A 22,154-nucleotide genomic window follows, 5' to 3' on the forward strand; every position below is an offset into this window, starting at 1 on the left:
GCGCGTCGAGATTCTGGAATACCGGATCGAGGGGGCGAATCTGCTCAGCCAGTCCGAGGTCGAGGCGGCGGTCTATCCGTTCCTTGGGCCGGACAAGAACCTGAAGGATGTCGAGGACGCCCGCGCGGCGCTGGAAAAGGCTTACACCGCCAAAGGCTTTCAGACCGTCGGGGTCGAGATTCCGCCGCAGCAGGTCAAGGGCGGAATCGTCACGCTGAAAGTGGTCGAGGGCAAGATCGGGCGATTGCGGGTCAAGGGCTCGCGCTATTTCGATTTGGACGAGATCAAGGACGCGGCCCCGTCGTTGAAGGAAGGAACGGTTCCGAATTTCGACGCGGTGTCCGCCGACATCGTCGCGCTGAACCAGATTCCCGACCGGCGGGTGACTCCGGCGCTGAAAGCGGGGGTGAGGCCGGGCACGGTCGATGTCGATCTCAATGTCGATGACACCTTTCCGCTGCACGCCTCGCTGGAACTGAACAACCGCTACAGCAAGGACACCACCAAGCTCCGCCTCAACGGCTCGGTCCATTACGACAATCTGTGGCAGATGGGCCACTCGCTGACGCTGGGCTATCAGGTGGCGCCCAGCCGGGCTGAGGACGGCGAGGTCTATTCCGGGTCGTATCTGGCCCGCTTCGCCTCGGTGCCGTGGCTGTCGCTCTTGGGCTATGCGGTCAAGCAGGAAAGCGACGTCTCGACGCTGGGCATCATGAATGTCGCGGGCAAGGGCGACATCATCGGGGCCAGGGCGATCATCTCCCTGCCGCCGCAGACCGATTTCTACCACACCCTGTCGGTCGGGCTCGACCGCAAGCGCTTTCAGGAACGGGTGACCCTGGCGGAGGCCGACGGATACGCGACGCCGATCACCTATTGGCCGGTGACCGGAGCCTATGCCGCAACCTGGATGGGCACCGAATCGACGACGCAATTGAACGCGGCGGTGACCTTCAACCTGCGCCCCGCGGGCAGCCAGTGGGAAGAATTCGACAACAAACGCTACAAGGCGACCGGCGGATTCTTCTATTTCCGCGGCGACGTCTCGCGCACCCAGGAACTGCCGCTGGAGACCCAGGGCTTCGCCAAGGTCCAGGGCCAGTTGAGCAACGACGCCCTGATCAGTTCCGAGCAATTCTCGGCCGGTGGCCTCGACACCGTGCGCGGCTATCTGGAATCCGAGGCGCTGGGCGACACCGCGATGGCGGGCACGGCGGAACTGCGGACCCCGTCCCTGACGAAGCTGCTGGGCGACGACATCCTCAACGAGTGGCGATTCCATCTGTTCCTCGACGGAGCCCGGCTCGCGATCAAGCACCCGCTGGAAGAGCAGCGCGAGAATTTCACCCTGTGGAGCTACGGGGTGGGGACGCGGATCAAATTGCTCGACCACATCAGCAGCACTGTCGACCTGGGGATTCCGATGATCGCCCAGGAGAGCACGAAACGGGGCAGCCCCCGGCTTCACTTCCGCCTGTGGGGCGAGTTCTGACCGCGATCCAAGTCTAAACGCGACGAAAATAGGGAAATCCGCGATGCGACGTGATGCGATACGAAAGATGCTGTGCGGCCTGGCGCTCGGGGTCGCCCTGGTTCCGGGAGCGGCAAACGCCTGGTGGAACGACGAATGGTCGCAACGAAAGCCGCTGACCGTCGATACCGGGGCGAGCGCCGCCGGGATCACCGATGAGATCGGCACCGTTCCGGTCCTGGTGCGGCTGCATGCGGGCAATTTCCGCTTCGAAAAGGCACGTGACGACGGTGCCGATCTGCGCTTCGTCGCCGGCGACGACAAGACCCCGCTGAAATTCCACGTCGAGAAGTGGGACGGATTGCTGGGCGAGGCATTCGTCTGGGTGCGGCTGCAAGACGTCCGGCCCGGCACCAAGACTCCGTTCTTCGTCTATTACGGCAACGCCAAGGCGACCTCGGCCGAGGATGCCAAGGGCAGCTTCGATCCCGACACCACCCTGGCCTATCATTTCGGCGAGCGGTCTCAACCGGCGCGCGATTGGACGGCGTGGAACAACGGTTCGCTGACCCCGGTCGTCGCCGCCGACGGCGCGTTGATCGGACCCGGCCTGAAGCTCGACGGACAGGCCCCGGTGACCCTGCCCGCGGCTCCGTCGCTGACCTGGACCGAGGGCGGCACGATGAGCTGGTCGGCCTGGGTCAAACCGGGAGCGGCCCAACCCGAAGCGGTACTCTTCTCGCGCCGCGACGGGGAAAAATACCTGACGATCGGCCTGGCGGGCGGGGCTCCGTTCGTCGAGATTTCCGGCGCGGGCCGGGCGCAAGGAGCGACGGCGCTGCCGGTGGGATCGTGGCATCACCTTGCCGTCACCGCCGGCGGAGGGGGGCAGATCGCGCTCTATGCCGACGGGGCCCAGGTGGCCACGCTGGCCGCCGCGCTGCCGGGACTGGCGGGACCGGCACAGCTTGGCGGCGACAGCCCGGCTCCGGCTCCGGTCGCGCTCCCGACGGCGAAGGGCGCGCCCCCCGTCTCGATCGCACCGCTCCAGGCCGGGTTCGTCGGCGAGATCGACGAACTGCGCCTGGCCAAGACGGCGCGGTCGGCCGGAGCGATCAAGTTCGACGCGATCGGCCAGGGCGCGGACGGAGCGAAGCTGCTCGGCTTTGGTCCCGACGAAGAGAAATCGAGCTGGGTCAGCGGCTATTTCGCGGTGATCCTCGGCTCGGTGACGATGGATGGCTGGGTCATCATCGCCATTTTGCTGGTGATGGCGGCCTTAAGCTGGGTGGTGATGGTCGATAAGGCGGTCTCGCTCAGTCGGCTGGAGAAAGCCAACCGCCGCTTCCTCGAGGTGTACAGCGAGACCGTCGCCGATTGGAGCTTTCTCGACCGGGACGACCCCCGCGCCGTGGCCAGTCTGGGCGGACGGCTGACCGAGGCCGACAGCGACGTCGTCCGCGCCTCGTCGCTGTACCGCTTGTACCGGACCGGCACCGAGGAAATCCGCGCCCGCATCAAAAACGGCCGTGGCCGTGCCCTCACCGCCGAATCGATCGCCGCGATCCGCGCCACCCTCGATTCGATCCAGGTCCGCGAGACCCAGTCCCTCAACCGCCTGATGGTGATGCTGACGATCGCGATTTCGGGCGGGCCGTTCCTCGGCCTGCTCGGCACCGTGGTCGGCGTGATGATCACCTTTGCCGCCATCGCCGCCTCGGGCGACGTCAACGTCAACGCCATCGCCCCCGGCATCGCCGCGGCGCTGGTGGCGACGGTGGCCGGTCTGGCCGTCGCGATCCCCGCCCTGTTCGGCTACAACTGGCTGCTGACCCGGATCAAGAACAGTGCGGCCACCATGAACGTCTTCGTCGACGAACTGGTGACCCGTCTGGCCGAACTCCATCGCCACCGCGCCGACGGCCATGCCGCCGTGCCGCTCCCCCTGTCGGCGGAGTAGGGCAATGCAGGTCAACGACGACAAGCTCTATGACGAGATCAACATCACCCCGATGTTGGACCTCGCTTATGTGTTGCTGGTGATCTTCATCATCATGACCACCGCCTCGGTGCAGGGGATGAAGGTCAACCTGCCCAAGGCCTCGGCCGCGCCCAGCCTGGCCAAGCCGCAGACCAAGGCGATCACGGTGACCGCCGAGGGCAAGCTGTTCCTCGACACCCTGCCGGTGACGCTGCCCGAACTGGAACAACGGCTGGTCAGCCAAAAGGCGCTGACCCCCGACTTCCCGGTGGTGATCAAGGGCGACGGTCAGGCCCAGTACCAGGGCGTGATGGATGTGCTCGACCTGCTGGGGCGGGTCAACATCACCCAGGTCGGCCTTGCCACCAAGCCGTTGGTGAAGTGACGCCATGACCCGCGTTTCACCCGACCGCGATCCCGACGCCCTGGCGGCATCTCCCCGGCACGGGGGACGCAAGGACGCCCGCCGCGACTTCCTGCGCGAGCATGGTCCCGCCCTCGCCTTCGTCGCGGTTCTGGCGGTGGGATTGGCCGTAACGGTGGTGGTGCTGACCAGCGGCGAGTCCCGCCCTGCGCCCAAGCGGATCGCCGAGGTGACGATCGTCAACATCCAGCCGCCGCCGCCACCGCCGCCGCCACCGCCCCAGCACGACCAGCCGAAAATGGTCGAGCAGCCCAAGATGATCGAACCGGAATTCAAACCGGAACAACCCCGGCCCAAGGACGAACCGCCGCCCAAGGCCGCCGACGATCAGCCGCCGCCCGGTCCGTTGGGGCTGGACCAGGCGGCGGACGGACCGGGCGATGACTTCAATCTGGCCGGTCGTCCCGGCGGCGGCGGGCTGCTGGGCAGTGGCGGCGGCGGCGGATCGCGCTGGGGGTGGTACGCCGTGATGGTCCAGGCCCAGGTGGAAGAAGCGTTGCGGGCCAATCGCCGCACCCGGTCGGCCAAGACCCGGGTCGAAATCCGGCTGTGGGCCGACGCGGACGGCCGGGTGACCCGGGTGCAGATGGCCGCCTCGACCGGCGATTCCGACGTCGATTACGCCATCAAGACCGAAATCCTGGCCAATCTGCAACTCAAGGAACCGCCGCCCAAGGACATGCCAATGCCGATCGTCGCCCGCCTGACGGCGCGGCGACCGGGCTGACCGACCCAATGCTGACGATTTCGAGGGGATGACGCGTGATGACTGAAGGAAACAAATTGACCCGACGCGGGCTGACGCTGGCCGTCTCGCTGTTGGCCCTGGCGACGGCGATGCCAGCGACGGCGATGCCAGCGACGGCGGCCGAAACCGCTCCCAGCACGCTGTCGATGCTGGAGGCGATGGTCGCAAGCGGGGTCATCACCCAAACCCAGGCGACCAGCATTTTAAAGGACGCCGAAGCCCGCGATGCCGCGCGGGCGGCACGGGGCGAGCCCGCCCCGGCTCCGTCCGCCGACGGCACCAAGCGGGTGACCTATGTCCCCGAGATCGTCAAACAGCAATTGCGCGACGAGATCAAGGGACAGGTGATGGCTCAGGCCAAGGCGGAAAAGTGGGCCGCGCCGAATACCCATCCGGAATGGACCGAGCGGATTCGATTCAAGGGCGACATCCGCGGCCGCTACGAAGGGGATTACTATCCCAACGGCAATGCGCCGGGTTCGTTCGAAGCCGTCAATTTCAATGCCTATAACGCCCTATCGACCCCGATCGACCACGGCGATCTGACCGCGCTGGCGACCAAGATTCCCTATTACAACGTCGATCAAAACCGCGAGCGGTTCCGCCTGCGCGCCCGGTTGGGGGTCGAGGCCGATCTCGGCGACGATTTCACCACCGGGATGCGGATCGCCACCGGCGACGGCAACTCGCCGGTATCGACCAATCAGTCGCTGGGCGGGTCGGGCGGCAATTTCAGCAAATATCAGATCTGGCTCGACCGCGCCTTCATCCATTGGGACGCTGTCAAGGACGCGGACAAGGGTTTGTCCGTCACGATCGGGCGGTTCGACAACCCGTTCTTTTTCACCGACCTGATCTGGGACGACGATGTCGGCTTCGACGGCATCGCCGCTTCCGGACGCTACGAGGTGGCGACGGGGGTTACGCCCTTCGTCACGGTTGGAGCCTTCCCGGTCTACAACACCGATCTCAACCTCTCCAGCACCGAAACCACCAAGGTCGCCAGTCGCGACAAATGGCTGTACGGCGCCCAGGCGGGCACTACCTGGAAACCGGCCGAGGACGTCAACGTCAAGCTGGCGGCGGCGTACTACCGCTATTCCAACGTCGAAGGACAGGTCGAGGATTGTCTGTACGGCCAGACCACCTGCGCCAGCGACGCCAGTCGGCCGGCCTTTGCCCAGAAGGGCAATACCTACATGACGCTCCGCCACAATATCGGCGACAACACCAAGGCGGATTACCAATATTACGGGCTGGCGACGCCGTTTCACGAACTGGCTCTGACCGCCCGGCTGGATTATGACGGATTCGAACCGATCCGCATCACCACTGACGGCGAATACGTCCGCAACCTCGCCTTCAGCAAGGCGAAGATGCTGCGGTACGACCTCCAGAACAATTTCAACGGCGGTGGCGGCTATGACGGCGGCGGCACCGGCTATCTGATGCGTCTGACGGTAGGCAAGCCGAAGCTGGCCGAGCGGTGGGACTGGTCGGTCAACCTTGCCTACAAATATCTCGAATCCGACGCGGTGGTCGATGGGCTGGCGGATTCCGATTTCGGCATGGGCGGCACCAACCTCAAGGGCACCATCCTCGGCGGCAGCCTGGCGCTCGGCAAGAACGTCTGGACCGGATTGCGTTGGATGAGCGCGGACAGCATCGCCGGTCAGCCCTTCTCGGTCGATACGGTTCAGGCCGACATCACGGCGAGGTTTTAACCATGCGGCGGTCCCTCTCCCTCGCCGCCGCCGCTCTCGTCCTGTCCGGTCTGATTCCGGGCGGGGCGAGAGCCTCCGACGACACCGAATCGCGGCTGCGCGATGCGCTGCGCTCGGCCATCACCCAGCAACGGGCGCTCGAAGACGAGCGGACGCAGTTGCAGGCCAAGAACGCTGAAAACCAGAAACTCATCGAGACGCTGAAGGCGCAACTGGACAGCCATCCCGCCTCCGGTCGGACCGTGACCGCCGACCGGGCGATTCTCGACCGGATGGAAGCCGAGTTCAACCGCCGCCTCGCCGCCAATTCCGAGACGGTCGCCCAGGCGATCGCGGCTCAGGAGAAGTGGAAGTCGGCCTATCAGGAGGCGGTTGCCGTCGCCCGCGCCAAGGAGACGGAACGGGCGCACCTGGCGGGCCAGACCGAAACCCTGATCCGCCGCTCTGAAAGCTGCGAGGCCAAAAATGCGGCTCTTTACAAGGTCGGGGCCGAAATCCTCGACCGCTATGCCGCGCGGGACATCGCCGAAACCCTGCTCGACCGCGAGCCGTTTCTCGGCGTCAAGAAGGTCGAATTGCAGTCCCTGGTCCAGGATTACCAGGACAAGCTGCTCGACCAAAAGGCGGTCCAGTGATGGAAGACAGCGCCGCGAAGATTGTCATACGGGCGGGAGCGCCGCCAGCCGCGCCAAACGCTACCCTGCCACGTTTCCCGGCCCGGACCGGGGCTTCAAGACCATGAGGATAGTGATGCGACCGATCAGACCCGCTTTTGCCCTCGCCCTGCTGCTGACCACCGCCGCCGCCCCCGCTTTCGCCGCCGACATCGTGGCCCGAATCGGCGGCAACGACGTCACCACCGACGATGTTCGCGACTATCTCGCCACCCTGGCCCCCGCCGATCAGGCGACCGTGACCAAGGACCCGGCGCTGCTCAATCAGACCGTGCGCGCCTACCTCGTCCGCGAACTGGTGCTGAAAGAGGCCAAGGAAAAGAAGTTCGACCAGCAGGCCGCCACCAAAACCCAGCTCGACCGGGTCCGCGAGGCGGCGCTGATCGAGCTTTACCTGCAATCGGTGGCCAAGGTGCCGGACGGATTCCCCTCCGACTCCGACGTGCAATCCGCCTATGACGCCAACAAATCGGCCTTCCTCGCTCCCCGCGAATACCATCTGGGCCAGATTTTCGTCGCGGCGGCCAAGGGCGACAAGACGGCCGAGGACAAGGGCAAGGCCCGGCTCGACGAGGTCATGAAGAAGCTGAAGGCGCGCGGAGCCGATTTCGCCGCGATCGCCCGCGAACATTCGGACGGCCCGCGCGATGCCGAGACCGGCGGCGACCTGGGCTGGCTGCCCGAGCCGCAGATCGTGCCCGAGATCCGTCAGGCGGTCGCCGGACTGTCCAAGGATTCCATCTCCGATCCGGTCCGGCTCGACGATGGCTGGCATGTCCTGAAGCTGGTCGATACCAAGCCGTCGGGACTCCGTCCGTTCGCCGAGGTCCGGGACGCGCTGGCCGAACGCCTACGCCAGAACCGGGCCGGGCAGCTGCGTCAGGCCTACCTCGCCAAACTGAACCAGCAAAACCCGACCCCGATCAACGAACTGGCTCTGGCCAAGCTGGCCACGAAATCAACCAAGTAATGGAGACCGACATGACCGACATTTCGCGTCCGACCTCTCCCCTTTCCCTCGAAACCGCCCGCGACGCGCTTCAGGCCGCTGGCTATCGCGTCGAGGAGATTGCCGGACCGACCGGCGATCCGGCGCTCCGCTCCGCCACCGGGGGGCTGGCCTTCACCCTGATGGTGTTCAACCCGCGGGCCGACCAGCCCGGAACCTTTGCCGACGCCGCCTTCCAGACCGCGTTCCAGGTCGAGGGCGACTTGCCGCTGGCCCTGGTCAACCAGTGGAACGCCACCGTGCGGTTCGCCCGGCTGCACCTCCAGGCCAACCTGCTGCGTCTCGACCGCGACATCGTCGCCTTCGACGGCATCACCCCCGCCGCCCTGCGCGCTGAGGTCGAATTGTGGGACCGGCTGGTGCAGCACCTGATCGCCTTCCTGCGCGAGGAACTGCCCAAGCTGACCGCGTCCCCGTCCGAGGACGACAGCAAAGCCGCCTGACCACCCGATCCTGCTTTCCTTAAGGAACCCCGGCCATGACCCACTCCGTTGCGTCCCGCAGACCGTATGCCGCCGCCGCTGGCGTCTTCCCGTTCCGGGCGACCGTCATGGCCGGGGTTTCCGTGTTTGCCCTCCTCGTCGGGCTGGCCGACGCGGAAGCGGCCTCGCTCAAATCCTCCCTGGCCAACGCCCAGGCGACCCAGGCTGCCGCCAACGCCACCGCAATCGCCCAAAGCCAGTCGGCGGCGGCCGTCTCCGCCGCCTCGGCAACCCATGCCAGCCTGACCCGGGCCACCAACTCGTTGCGCGCCGCCCTGATGGCCCAGGCCCAGGCCGCCGCCGCCGCAGTCCGCAACAGTTCAACCAACTTCACCGGCAACGGGCTGGGCACCGGGGCGTTGGACCCCATCACCGGCGAGACCACCTGGATCGGGGCCAATGCTCCAACCACCGCGAGCGGCAATCCCAACGATGTCACCATCGATCAGACCCAGTCGCGCGCGATCCTGACCTGGCGGACATTCAACGTCGGCGCCAATACCAAACTGACCTTCGACCAGGACGACACCAATTGGGTCGCGCTGAACCGCGTCGTCGGTGGCGGAACCGCGCCCAGCCAGATCCTGGGATCCATTTCGGCCAAGGGAACCGTTCTCGTCATCAATCAGAACGGTATCGTCTTTGGGGCCGGATCGCAGGTGAACGTCCACTCGCTGATCGCGACGACGGCGGAAATCGGACGAAGCGTGGACGGAACTGTCGCCCGCACCATCGCCCAGCGCAATCAGGAATTCCTCGAATACGGCCTGACCGGCTATGCCGAAACCAAGGATACCGATGCGTGGACGGCGGGGAACAGCAACACGTTCTCCGGGAGGACCGACGAAGCGACCGCTCCGATCAACGCCGAGATCACGGTCGAGAAAGGGGCCACGATCACCAGCACGAGCAAAGGCATGATCCTGCTGGCCGCGTCCACCGTGACCAACGAAGGGCATCTGTCGGCGGCAGACGGTCAGGTCAGCCTTGCCGGGTTGGGGACGGGAGTTTCAAGCGACTTGACGCTCTACGCCTCGAAGGGAAGCTCGGGCTCGATCGACCAGAATATCCGGGGATATGCCATCTTCAGCAGCGCCGGCAAGGTGGTCAATCGCGGGGTGATCGAAGCCGATCGCGGCTATATCAGTCTGGGCGGGGGCTCTCCGCATTACGATTCCGCCGGCACCGCGAACGGAATTCGCTCCACCTCCGGCACCGTCGTCAATTCGGGGATTCTGAGTTCGACCTCCAGCGTCTCGGCCAACGGCACCATCGACCTTTACGGAAACACGATCACGCTGGAGGCGGGCTCGGTCATCCGCATCGCCCCCGATGACAATGGCGAGACGATTACCCAGAGCGCGACCTCGCTTGCCGCCGTCAAGCCCTCGCAAGTGCGCATCGGCAACTCGCCTTCCAACATCGTTCTGGCGGGCACGGCCCCTGACGGGACTGCGGGCGCGCTGATCGCAGCACCCTCCGGCTCCGTCGTGATCGGTGCGACATCCGGGGCCGGCTTCATCGGGGGCGAAACCCACGTCACCGTCAATGACGGCGCGGTGATCGACGTGTCCGGGCTGAAAAACGTCTCGGTGCCGATCTCCGCCTACAATTTGTCGATTCCGCTGAAGGGCAACGAACTGGCCGACAGCGGCGGTTATCAGTCCAGCCTGCTCAACGGCAAGACGATCATGATCGACGCCCGCCTGTCGGGCGTGCGCGAGGACGGCGTCGCCTGGATCGGCTCGCCGCTGATTTCGGCCGCCGCCTATTACGAGGCGGTCGGTGTTTCCGCCGCTCAGTTGATGACCAAGGGCGGCACGGTCATCTTGGGCACCGGCGGGGTGACGACGGCAAGCACCGCCTCACCCGCCACGGCTGCCAGCGTGACGGTCAACAAAGGCGCGCTGATCGACGTTTCCGGCGGCTGGGTCACCTATCAGGCGGGCCAGATCAAGACCAGCCAGCTTTTGACCACGGATGGGCGCGTCGTGGACATCGGTACCGCCTCCCTGTCGGACAGCTATCTGTCGGTCTATACCGGGGCCAGCATCACGCATGGCCGCTGGGGGGTCGTCGAAACCTGGAAAACCATCACCAAGGGCTTAACCGGTCGAACGACCGCCAGCTATCGCGAAGGCAGCGACGCCGGGACGATCACGATCAAAACGGCACTGGCGGTGATCGAGGGCAGCATCAGCGCGGCGGCCTATGCCGGAGAGCAGCAACTCGCCAAGGGAACCGCCGGAACCGCCACATCGTCGGTCTATGGTGATCTGCGCGCCCTCCAGGCAGCCAGGAGCGAGCGCCCCTCCGACGGCATGCTGTTCCTCCAATTGGTGGGGGACGCCGACGCCGATTCCGGCGCGATAGTGGGGGCTGGCGGCAGCGATATCGTCGTGGTGGCCGACCAGGATTACGCCCGAGCCGATGGCAAGACCATCCTGTCCGACCGGTTGTTGAGCGAGTCCGGGCTGGCCCAGGTCTCGCTGTGGAGCAGCGGAAAGATCAGCGTCGCCGAAAACGCCACGGTCAGCCTGTCTCCGGGCGGTACGTTCGACGCCTATGCCGGTCGCTCGATCACCATTGCCGGGACGGTATCGGTGCCCTCGGGGTCAATCCGGCTGGAAACCGCCAAATTCGCCAACACCAACGTCTTGGGGTCGGCGTTTAGCAGCGACGACAACATCCTTGTCCCCGGTTCGCTCGATATCGTCGTCACCGGTACCTTGTCGGTGGCGGGACGATGGGTCAACGACATCGGCAAAAGCGGATTGGCCGTAGAGGGCGACGCCTATCTCGACGGCGGCTCGATCTCGATGATCAGCGCCTTCAACGTGATCGACACCGAGGTCGCCACCACCAGCGCCACCCCGTCCCATTCCACCGATCTCGGCGGCAGCATTCGGATTGACCAAGCCAAGCTGATCGATCTGTCCGGCGGCGGGCGGGTGGACAAGAGCGGCAGGCTGCACCTGACCGGCAAAGGCGGCGATCTTTCCCTGATCAATCAAACCGCCTACTTCCAGACCGTAACGCATGAGGGCCTGGGGGCCTTTTCCTATATCGGTCAGGTCGGCGGATTCCGGGGACATTTCGTCAATTCGAACAACATAACGGTCGGCATTGCCGTCAATCCGGACAAGATCAATTCGACCGTCACATTCAACCCCGACAGCATCCGCGCCGCCGGATTTGCCGGTGGCGGCACCTTCACCCTATGGTCGCCCGAAATCAAATTCGGCAGCGGATCGGGCACCGAATCGGCCCTGGCCACCGCCCTTCCCCTCAGCTTTTTCCAAAAGGGCTTCAGCGCCTACGCCATCACCTCGTACAAGACCGACCTGCTGCCCAACACCCTGACCAACGCGAGCGGCAACAGCCTGGGCGGATACAACGCGATCCTGACGACCCAGACCTTTACCATCAAGGCGGGCGAGACCCTCACTCTCAGCCAGTCGCTGCTGCCCTCGGTTCTGTCCGAATCCCAGACCACCGCGTTGCGGCAATTGGCCAGCGGCGGGGATGTCGCCTCGATCCTGACGGCCGCCGTCCCCACCAACATGTGGGACCAGAAGCCGGTCGATCTGACCCTGGACGGGATGGTCGAACTGGTCGTTGAGCAAGGTGGCAAAATTTCCGCCGCCCCCGGCGCGACCCTGACCGTCGCCAAACTGAAGAATCAGGGACTGATCCGTCTGCCCGGCGGGGTGATCCTCCAGAATCAAACCCTGCCGTCGATCCTCGACCCCAAAGCGGTTGCGCCGGTGACGGTCTATGCGGGTCACGATCTCGACGACATTTTCAGCATCGAAGCCGACGGCACCATTCTGGAGGCAAAGACGTCGATTGCCGATCCATATAGCTCCAACGCCTCGGTCGCCTACCATTCCTTTGTCTATCTTCTGGGCGAGATGGAGGCTTCGGACGGAATCGTGCTGACGAGCGGCAGCGTCACCGATCTGTCGGGCGTCAGCGTGCTCAACCCCTATGCTACCGGGGCCAATGGTCTTGGCATCAGAACCGGCGCGGTCTATGGCGGCGGCACCATCGCCACCGCGGCCGCCCTCAGCAACCGCACCGACGGGTTTTACCAGACCGATCGCCTCAGCACCTTTCTGCAAACCGTGGGGACGTTAAAGACCGGCCGCACGCTGGAGATCGCGTCCGGGGCCAGCCTGTCCCTGGACGGCGCGTCGGACACCTTCACCCAATCCGTGACGACGGTCTCGGCGTCCGGCCTGAAGTCGGTTCTCTCCCTGACTCAGGGCAGTTCGCAGGCGGTGTGGAGCGACGCTGGCACCATATCCGCGCCCAACGGCTTTACCATCGCCTCCGACGCAACGATCAGCGCCAAGGGAGGATCGAGCCAGGCCGAAGGGGGAACTCTCGACCTCGCCGACGTGGTGTTGACCCAAAGCACCACCAACGCGGCCAACGAACTGGCGGCCGACCAGATCAAGGCGGCGGGCTTCACCACCCTGAATGCCCGGGGCCGCCTGGGGTCAGATGGAAATGTGTCCCTGGTCCTGGACCGGGCCTTGTTCGTGACCTCGCGACCGTTCAATTCAGGAGTGTTGACGGGCTCGCCCACCCAGTCCAACACCAACGCCGTCACCCTGTGGTCCGGCGGGACTCTTGATATCACCGCCCCTTATATCGGCCTGCTCAGTTCAATGGACGTCTTGTCGTCCACGACGTCGGGAACCCCATCGGCCACCAACACGGTGACCCTGACCGCGACCAAAGCCTTTGATATTGCCGGTGCGGTGCTGTTCGATCGCTCGGTCGCGACGACCAACCTGATCAGCCAGGGCGACCTGCGCCTGAGCGGTGTGCAGGATTATAATGTCTCCTACCTTGGAACCGCCGCGACGGATACGCCATTGACCGGTCGGCTTGCGGTCAACGGCGCGCTTTCGATCAAAGCGGCCCAAATCTACCCCACCACCGGCTCCACCTTTGCCATCGGCGCGACCGGGGCCATCACGTTTACGCGCGCCACCAGCGGCAGCGCACCGGCGGCACCCTACTCGGCCGGGGGCTCCCTGACCGTCACCGGCAGCGTGATCCACCAGGGCGGCGTGATCCGGGTGCCGTTGGGCAGTCTGACCCTCGACGCCACCACCGGAACCCTGACCCTCGACACCGGCAGCTATACCGAAGTTTCGGCCAACGGTCTCATCATCCCCTACGGCACCACCACGGATGGGACGGAATGGTATTTCACCCCCAATGGCGGAACCGCGCTCTCCGCGCTTCCGGAAAAGGTCATGACCCTGCGGGGCGATGAGATCGATGTCAAAGCGGGGGCGACCCTCAATATTTCGGGCGGCGGCGACGCCACCGCCTATGAATTCTCGGCCGGCACCGGCGGATCGCGCGATGTCCTCAACACCTACAACAGCGATCCCTATACCAGCAAAACCGGCTGCACCTATGCCGGGTGCGCCACGGCTTATGCGATCGTCCCCGGCCTGTCCGATGCCAGCGTGGCCGCCTACGATCCGGTTTATTCCGCCAATTACGCCAGCCTGACCTCGGCGTCGGAGGTGGGGAAACGGGTCCAGTTGAATCTGGGCGACGGGCTCAAATGGTACACCCTGCTGCCAGCGCAATACGCCAGCTTGCCGGGCGGAGTGCTGGTGGTCGAACAGACCGCCACCACCACCCGGGCATTGGGCAGCTACTCCACCCGCGCCGACGGCACCGTGCTCGCCACCGGCGTGTTCGGCGACGCCCTGTCGGGAGCGTCGGAACCGACCCTGCGATTGTTCGCGGTCCAGTCGCAATCCGTCTTCAAGAAATTTTCGACGATCACGCTCACCTCGGCCAACGACTATTTCAGCGAACTGGCAACCGAGGCAGGAACCGTCACCCCGGCCTTGCCGGTCGATGCCGGGCGGCTGGTGCTGGACGCGATCACCAGCCTGATCATCAAGGCGCATGTCTCTGCGGCGGCGGGCGAGGACGGACGCGGCAGCAAGGTCGATATCGGGGGAACGGACATCCTGATCGGGACGGCAGACAACGCAACCGTGCCCACCGGCACGCTTTATATTTCCGCCGACAGCCTGAGCAACCTCAACGCGGAAAGTCTGCTGATCGGCGCGGTCCGCACGGACAAGTCCGACGGCACCACCAGTCTGAGCGTCAGCGCCACCTCGATCACCCTCGCCAATGACGATGACCATCCGCTCACCGCTCCGGAAATCGTTCTGGCCGCCAAGAGCAGCATCGATCTGGCCGATGGGTCCGCGATCACGGCAAGCGGGACGATGGCCGACACCCGCTCCGGGGCCTATGTGATCGGCGACAGCACCACCCCCGGCACCGGAATCATGGTGCGAGCCGCCAATGGTCCGGAACGCCTGACCGACCGGACCAACTACACCGAACAGGCCAATCTGAGCGTCGGCGCGGCGACGATCTCGGGCACGTCGGTGATGTTCGACACGTCGGGGACGATGAGCATCTCCAACGCCCTGAAAATCAAAAACGCCACAAGCGTGGCGATGGGCGCGGGACGGATCGGCATCGGCGCCATTCCCGGATATACCGGCGCGATCGTCACCCCGGATATGATCAATGTTCTCACCCAGAGCGGGGGACGGCTGACGCTGCGCTCGCAGACCTCGATCGACTTCGCCGATGGCAATTACAGTTTCGGCAACATCCGCTTCGACGCCAGCACCCTGGCCGGAGCCGAAGGCGGAGCCGTCACGGTCAGCGCGACCACGGTGACGCTGGGCAACAGCGGAACGTCGAACCGGGTCTGCACCTCGTGCGAGAGCAACAACGGAACCCTGTCGATCGCGGCGAACGAGATTTTGTTCTCGGGCGGCACCATCGCCACCAAGGCGACCACCACCGGAGCCGCCACCGCGACTCTGGCCGCCGATATCATGGTCACCCTGCCGAAGGGAACCGCAATCACCGCCAATAACGGCGTTCTCGCCGAAGACGCCCAGATTCTGCTGCCAAAGGGCATGGTGGTGTCGCTGACCAACGGCACCGGGCTGATCGGCCCGACCGCGCTCGCCGATGGCATTCTGGCCGCCGGGACGGAAATCACCGTTTCCGGCTCGCCCTCGATCGAGGCCAGCGGGAAATCCTTCGTCGTCAGCAAATCGCTGACATATCGTGCCGGCTTGGCCAATTACACCGTGGCGGCGGGTGAGAGCATCGTCATCGCGACGCCTCTCACCATCTCGATCCCGACCGCGTCGGCCTATGTCTTGAAGACCGAGACCGCCGTATCGACGAAGAACTTCTTCGCGGGAGGGGTCGATCTGACGGCGAAGAAGGGCATCTTCACCACCGGGGCGGCGGGCGGTCTGGACACCGGGTCGGCGTCCCTGACCCTGCACACCCCCTATCTCGGCGACCGCGCCTCAAGCGCTGCGGCGGGCAGCACAATCATTCCCAGCCTGACCCTGGCGACGCAAAGCGCGCTGAAAATCAACACGGTGGGGGCGGGCAGCATCGAACTGGCCAAACTGGGCGGCATTCCCGGCGCCGGTCTGGTTCTCAAGGGCAATGCGGTCGAGATCAGCGGCACCACACTCCATGCCAGCGCCGGGTCGATCGACATCGTCTCCGAGACCGGCATTACTTTGAGGAATGGGGCAGTGGTCGAAGCCCCGTCCTATACCGCCAGCTTCGGCGACAGCACCGATTCGACGAGTGCGACGGCGGCGGCGGGACGGGTCAGCCTGACCGCGAAGGCCGGGGACATTGATATCGGCAGCGGCACCACGGTTTCGGTCAAGGGTGGGACTGGCAGCGCCGGACGGCTGGAACTGTCCGCCGTGGCGGGCGACGTGATCTTTGACGGCACGATCGACGGCAGCGGCGCAACCGGCGGCGTGTTCGCGCTGGAAAGCAATGGTCCGGCCGCTTTGGTGCCGCTGAACACCCTGATCGCGGGCAAGGGCTTCACCGGCGGGTTCGAGGTGCACACCCTGAGCGGCGATCTGGTCCTGTCCGCCGGAGAGACGCTGACCTCGGGCTCGGTCGTCCTGACCGCCGACGGGGGCCGGGTTGCCATTGGCGGCATCATCGACACGTCCGGCGTCAATGGCGGCGACATCACCCTGTACGGCCGGGAAGGAGTCACCCTGGAGGCGACGTCCAGGCTGGACGCCCATGCGAAGGGCTATGCCAGCACCGATCCGCGTCAGGCCAAGGGCGGCGATGTCACCCTCGGCACCGATTTCGCCACCGTCACCGGTTCGACCGCCGACGGCGCGGTCACCGGCACCAGCGGAACCATCCTGGTGAAACGAGGCGCGGTGATCAATGTCGGCGCCACCCAGACCGCCAACCGCTTGATCCCGCTGGACAGCGGGCTGGGCTCCTATTACGTCGATGCCGATGTCGGCGGCACGGTGACCTTCCGCGCCCCAATCGTCGATGCAGGCGGGCAGCAGACCGTCGATATCCAGATCGACGATGCCGCAAGCTCGGTGAAGGGCGCGCGCAAGGTGACGGTCGAGGGCTTCCGCCGCTGGGATCTGGCCAAGGTGGCCAACAGCACCAACTTCACCGGCGTCACCCTCAGCAACGGCAGCATCACCCTGAACGCGGCGGCGGGGATGGATACCCTTTCGGCCCTGTGCGGCAGCGGCGGAGGCAATTGCGCCCTGGTCCCGACCGTGGTGAGCGGGCTGAACTTCCTCAGCGACCGCGACGAAAGCGGGACGCATGAGACAGTGGTCAGCTTCGTCCAGGATTTCGACATCTCCGCCAGTTCGGCCAATCTGGGCGGCCTCGACACGCTGACGGATGCCGACGGGGCCTCGATCTTCCACGCCGCGCCGGGGGTGGAATTGGCCTATGAGGGCAACATCACCCTCGCCTCCAGTTGGAACCTTGCCGCCGGTGCGGTGGACGTGACCAAGGCCTCCACCGCCGGGCTGATGCAGTCCGAAAGCTATAACGGCACATCGGTCGATTACGTCGTTTCGGGAGCCGAGTCCGAGGTGATGTCGAAATACACCGCGATGCTGTACCGCACCGGTCAAAGTATCGTCGGCGAAGCACCGGTCCTGACTCTGCGATCCGGCGGCGATCTGACCATCAACGGCATCATCAATGATGGGTTCTTCTCGTTCCGCGACACGAGCAACGAAACCTATCTCCTGTCTAAGACCGGTATCGCGGGATCGAACATCGTCTCCTTTTCCTCAGGGTATACGACCACATATGCAGCTGGGTATCCGACATATGGTGCAGATGGGTTCATGTTTTCCCTGAATACCAGCGGGGATATATTCCAGGACTTCACCGCGAGAACCGCGATCCCCGCCGTCGCCGCCGATCCCCTCGATTATGTACCCTATTCGCCCTCGGCCAACAGCGCCGCGCCGCCGCAGACCGGCAATCCCTTCGCCTCGATGGATCTCCTGCCGACCGTCGATGCCAGTTCCCAGATGACGTCGTCCTCCTATCGGCTGGTGGGCGGAGCCGCGGTCTCGCGCCAGGGGGCCGATTTGAAGACGGGAACCGAGCCAACGGGAACCAATCCGGCATCAACCGGATCGGTCATCGTCAATGGCTACAGCTACACAACCAGCACCAGCGGAACCACAACAAAATACGTTTATAATTACACATTCTTCAGATCGCCCATAAGGGAATACAGAGAAGGCATTTATTCATCCGCATCGGATTGGCTGGAAAACGCACTTAACAATTCAAACCTTAACTATGGAATGATTAACAATGGATATGGATTATATTTTGGAACAACCATCGGAAATTATTACCAGAAATCATTGGGAGGAAATGGCCCCACCGTCCTTGTCTCCGCCAAGTCCACGTCCGATCCAAACTACATGATCGACTCGCTCTCCGATCTTATTTTTGTCGATTTAGACATAAGCTCCGCCACATTCGGGAGGACGCTCAACCCCTCGGCCGATGGCAAGGACGGCTGGACCGGGGTGACGTTCCGCGATTACGTCAAAAGCGGGGCCGACCCCTATCTCTATGCGCTCTATTACAGCAACGCGACCACCGTCACCGGGGCCAGCGCCACATATACGGCAAAGGATGGGACGGCGATTACCGGCGGAAACGATTTCTTCACCGTGGTTGGAGTGGCTGGGACGGCTAAAAACAATCCCTATACGACCAAAGACGTGTCCAGACTCGCGCTGCTGGTCAGCCTCAAGACCTTTGACTATATCCTTAACACCTATTTTGACCCGATCCTTCCGACCGAGGCGAGCGGGGGGACCACCACCACCACCAAGGTTCCGGGATTGATCCGGACCGGCACCGGCGATATCGGCATCGCCGCCGCCGGTACTGTCGATCTGACCGCCGGGGAAGCCGTCAACAGCACCGCGAATGCGGTGGCGGTCTATACCGCCGGGCAACGCGCCGAAAGCAAAACGGTCACGGCGGTCAATGTCGCCACCAACACGCCCGCGACCGTGACATTGAACGCCACTCCCAGCGCTGGAGGATTGTATCTGGTCGATGGCGGCGATCTGTCCATCACGGCCGGCAAGGACGTGCTGGGACGGAACGGCTCGGGTGATCCTTTCTCCACGTCCCCCGCCCTGTTCACCACTGGGATTGGCGCCCTGGCCGGCGGCGACATCGCCGTTTCGGCCGGACGTGACATCGATACCGTGGTGGTGGCGGCAAACACGGCAACCCGCACCGTCTCCGTCGATGGCACCGCCAACGGCATCCAATTCCTAAACGACAGCGATGTTTCCGTAACCGCCGGACGCGACATCCTGGGCGGGGTGATCTCCGTCGCATCGGGGAACGCGACGGTGACGGCGCAACGCGACATCGCCTCGTCCTCGGGCGGGACCAAACAAACCCGCCTGTATTACCTCAATGCCACCGCCACCATCGCCGCCGCGCGCAATGCCAGTCTGATAGGGAGTAATACCTCTCCCCAATGGTCTAAGGTCGCTACCCTGAACGTGACCGCCGGGGGCGACATCGATATCGGTGCGTCGGGATGGCCCGGCAGCGTGACCCTGGCCGCCCTGACCGGCGATCTGACCTTCCGAAATCCCCTTTATCCGTCCCAACGCGCCAGCATCTTGATGATGCCTGCGGCCGATGGCCAATTGGTGTTGCTGGCCGGGGGGGAAATCGGGACGGTGAGCCTGGTGATGCTCGATACCGATCCCGCCTATGTACCGGGGCCATTTTACAATTCCAACGGGCTGAACGGGGCGATCTTCCCCACCGTCAATTCCCGGACCACCCTGGCCACCTTGAACCTCTATCACAATCAGGACATCACCCACCGCGACGACAAAAACCCGCTGATGGTCTTTGCCGGGGGCGACATCACCGACGTGACCCTGGTGTCGCCCAAGCAGGCGCGCGTCGTCTCGGGCGGCGACATCGTCAACATGGTGTTCTTTGGCCAGAACCTGTCGGCCACCGACATCACCCGCATTGCCGCCGCAGGCGACATCACCGCCACCTCGGCGATTGTTGCTTCGTCAACGATTTCGCCCGCCGGACCGTCCGTCTCTGCGGCGGTGGTTCAGGGCAACACCTTCGTCATCGGCGGCCCCGGTTCGTTTTTCCTTGAAGCGGGAGGAAACATCGGCCCGTTCCTCAATTCCGCCAACGTCACGATCGACATGAAGGGAATGGGAACCGACTGGAAATCCTATGCCTATGGCGGCGGGGTGCTTTCGGTCGGCTACGATTGGAATCCCTGGCTGAAAGACGCGGTGGTCACGTCCGGCGGTGCCGATCTTTACGTGATGTTCGGTCTGGGCAAAACTGGCCCGGCCTATGACAGCTTCCGCGAGATCTATGTCAATCCCACCAATGCCGGGGCGTTGACCTGGGGCGGCTATGGGGCCGATCTGGTGGCGTGGATGCAGGCGCGGCACAGCGAAGAGCTGACCGACGCCTATCACACCACCGATATCAGCGACGATCAGGCCTATGCCGAGTTTTTGAAACTGTCGCCGCTGGAACAGCGGGTGTTCTTGTTGTCCAAGGTCTATTTCAACGAATTGAAGCAGGTGGCGGTGACCACCAGCCCGTCCTATCAAAAATACAGCCGGGGGTATGACGCGGTGAACGCCCTGTTCCCCGCTGCCAACGGCTACACCGCCAACGGCCTGGAGGGCGGCGCCAGCGACACCGCCCGGGTCCATACCGGCGATCTTGACCTGCGCCTGGCCACCCTTCAAACCACCCGTGGCGGCGATATCCGCCTGATCGGCCCCGGCGGCGACATCCTGGCCGGATCGGTGGTCCGCACCAGCACCCAGGCGGAACGGCGCAATTATTACTGGCCCATCTATACCGGCGAGAATGGTTGGGCGAATTATAGAACCGTCAGAATCGACAGCATACCGGTGGGGTTGGAAGGCATCATTACCCTTCGCGGCGGTGAAATCGACAGCTTTACCGATGGCAGCCTGGTGTTGAACCAAAGCCGACTGTTCACCCAGAATGGCGGCGACATCGTGCTGTGGTCGTCGAATGCCGACCTGAACGCCGGGCAGGGGCCGAAAACATCGGCCAATTATCCGCCCATCTCGTTGAGGTTCGACTGGAACCTCTTCGCCGAAATCGACGAACAGGCCGGTGTCGCCGGTGCGGGCATCGCCGCCTTCCAGCCCGAGGCCGGGATCACCGCCCCCGATGTCTATATGCTGGCACCGCGCGGCACCGTCGATGCCGGCGACGCCGGCATCCGGGTGGCGGGCAATCTGTCGATCCTCGCTTATCAGGTCCGCAATGCCGACAATATCAGTGTCGCCGGGCAAAGCTTTGGCGTGCCGGTGGCGGTCGGGCCGAACCTTGGGGCGTTGACCTCGGCCTCGGACACGGCGGCGGCGGCGGCGGGCGCGGCCGAGGACGCGGCGCGGGTCTCGCGCCAGACCGGACCGCGCAACACCGATCTGCCGTCGATCATCACCTTCGAAGTGGTCGGGTATGGCGGCGGCGATGGCAGCGATTCGGACAGAAGGCAGCAACGCGAGCGCAGCAGCCTTTATAACCCCAACGGCGCGGTCCGCTTCACCAGCCTGGGCGAGAGCGACACCACACTTCGCCGGTGATCCGTCGTTGAGGGGGGTGGGGGCGTATCAAGACGTAACCCGCCCCCACCCTCATCCACCCACCGCGTCGCGATGCCCCCCTCTCCCGCCAGCGGACGAGGGGCTGTGCCGATGACGCAGAGCGTATCCACCCATCGTCCTGCGCAGAGCGTTTTTTCTACGTCTTGCGCGGGGCGCTTTTCTTCGTCCTGTGCAAGGCCGTTTTTCTTCGTCTTGCTCGGGCTTGACCCACGGCTGTCCGGTTTAAATTTCTGGACTAAGTGCACGGCGTTGATTCTACTCGTGTTCAGACGTTGGCGCGTCTCCTGGACACGAAATTGGAGCCAACACCGTGCGACACAAGAATAGCGTTCTTCACGACCTTTTGAAGCATGTTCCGTGGGGTGAGTTCGACCGTCTGGTCAGCGAGCACAGGGCGGACAAGCATGTCCGTCGTCTTTCGACGAAGAGTCAGTTTGTCGCGCTTTTGTACGGCCAGCTTTCGGGAGCAACCAGCCTCCGCGAGATCGTCGGCGGCTTGGAGAGCCACGCGGCCCGTCTCTACCATGTGGGCGGGCGCACGGTGTCACGCTCG

Annotated in this window: 10 protein-coding genes; all 10 read left to right on the forward strand. The window is 64.3% G+C overall.

The genetic code is table 11. The features are described 5' to 3' along the window. A partial coding sequence (locus BLW40_RS16640; protein WP_074770653.1) for a ShlB/FhaC/HecB family hemolysin secretion/activation protein occupies window positions 1–1,492 on the forward strand: 1,492 nt, incomplete at its 5' end. 43 nt (window positions 1,493–1,535) lie between these two features. Next, window positions 1,536–3,431 (forward strand): DUF2341 domain-containing protein, encoded by a 1,896-nt coding sequence (locus BLW40_RS16645; protein ID WP_074766819.1) that lies wholly within the window; start codon window positions 1,536–1,538, stop codon window positions 3,429–3,431. A 4-nt stretch (window positions 3,432–3,435) separates the two neighbouring features. Beyond that, window positions 3,436–3,837 carry an ExbD/TolR family protein gene (locus tag BLW40_RS16650; protein WP_074766817.1) on the forward strand — a complete coding sequence of 134 codons (402 nt, stop codon included), beginning with the start codon at window positions 3,436–3,438 and terminating at the stop codon, window positions 3,835–3,837. 4 nt (window positions 3,838–3,841) lie between these two features. Next, window positions 3,842–4,603: a TonB C-terminal domain-containing protein gene (locus BLW40_RS16655; protein WP_074766815.1), complete on the forward strand. Its 762-nt coding sequence runs from the start codon at window positions 3,842–3,844 to the stop codon at window positions 4,601–4,603. A gap of 38 nt (window positions 4,604–4,641) precedes the next feature. Next, on the forward strand, window positions 4,642–6,348 hold the full coding sequence (locus BLW40_RS16660) for a putative porin (RefSeq protein WP_074770655.1): 1,707 nt from the start codon (window positions 4,642–4,644) through the stop codon (window positions 6,346–6,348). 2 nt (window positions 6,349–6,350) lie between these two features. Then, entirely contained in the window at window positions 6,351–6,983 is a 633-nt protein-coding gene (locus tag BLW40_RS17525) for a hypothetical protein (RefSeq protein ID WP_074770657.1), read from the forward strand. Window positions 6,984–7,098: 115 nt separating this feature from the next. Beyond that, window positions 7,099–7,992 (forward strand): peptidylprolyl isomerase, encoded by an 894-nt coding sequence (locus BLW40_RS16670; RefSeq protein WP_139305646.1) that lies wholly within the window; start codon window positions 7,099–7,101, stop codon window positions 7,990–7,992. An 11-nt stretch (window positions 7,993–8,003) separates the two neighbouring features. Next, on the forward strand, window positions 8,004–8,474 hold the full coding sequence (locus BLW40_RS16675) for a YbjN domain-containing protein (RefSeq protein WP_074770662.1): 471 nt from the start codon (window positions 8,004–8,006) through the stop codon (window positions 8,472–8,474). 35 nt (window positions 8,475–8,509) lie between these two features. Continuing rightward, complete coding sequence (locus BLW40_RS16680) at window positions 8,510–21,580, forward strand: filamentous haemagglutinin family protein (RefSeq protein ID WP_083386850.1); 13,071 nt, start codon at window positions 8,510–8,512, stop codon at window positions 21,578–21,580. A 331-nt stretch (window positions 21,581–21,911) separates the two neighbouring features. After that, a partial coding sequence (locus BLW40_RS16685; protein ID WP_139305609.1) for a DUF4372 domain-containing protein occupies window positions 21,912–22,154 on the forward strand: 243 nt, incomplete at its 3' end.

The organism is Magnetospirillum fulvum (assembly GCF_900108475.1).
GTDB lineage: Bacteria > Pseudomonadota > Alphaproteobacteria > Rhodospirillales > Magnetospirillaceae > Phaeospirillum > Phaeospirillum fulvum_A.

What these genes read in the sequence shown, in the direction of transcription:
- BLW40_RS16645 (WP_074766819.1), top strand. Translation starts at nt 1,536, where the DNA reads ATGCGACGTGATGCGATACGAAAGATGCTGTGCGGCCTGGCGCTCGGG.
- BLW40_RS16650 (WP_074766817.1), top strand. Translation starts at nt 3,436, where the DNA reads ATGCAGGTCAACGACGACAAGCTCTATGACGAGATCAACATCACCCCG.
- BLW40_RS16655 (WP_074766815.1), top strand. Translation starts at nt 3,842, where the DNA reads ATGACCCGCGTTTCACCCGACCGCGATCCCGACGCCCTGGCGGCATCT.
- BLW40_RS16660 (WP_074770655.1), top strand. Translation starts at nt 4,642, where the DNA reads ATGACTGAAGGAAACAAATTGACCCGACGCGGGCTGACGCTGGCCGTC.
- BLW40_RS17525 (WP_074770657.1), top strand. Translation starts at nt 6,351, where the DNA reads ATGCGGCGGTCCCTCTCCCTCGCCGCCGCCGCTCTCGTCCTGTCCGGT.
- BLW40_RS16670 (WP_139305646.1), top strand. Translation starts at nt 7,099, where the DNA reads ATGCGACCGATCAGACCCGCTTTTGCCCTCGCCCTGCTGCTGACCACC.
- BLW40_RS16675 (WP_074770662.1), top strand. Translation starts at nt 8,004, where the DNA reads ATGACCGACATTTCGCGTCCGACCTCTCCCCTTTCCCTCGAAACCGCC.
- BLW40_RS16680 (WP_083386850.1), top strand. Translation starts at nt 8,510, where the DNA reads ATGACCCACTCCGTTGCGTCCCGCAGACCGTATGCCGCCGCCGCTGGC.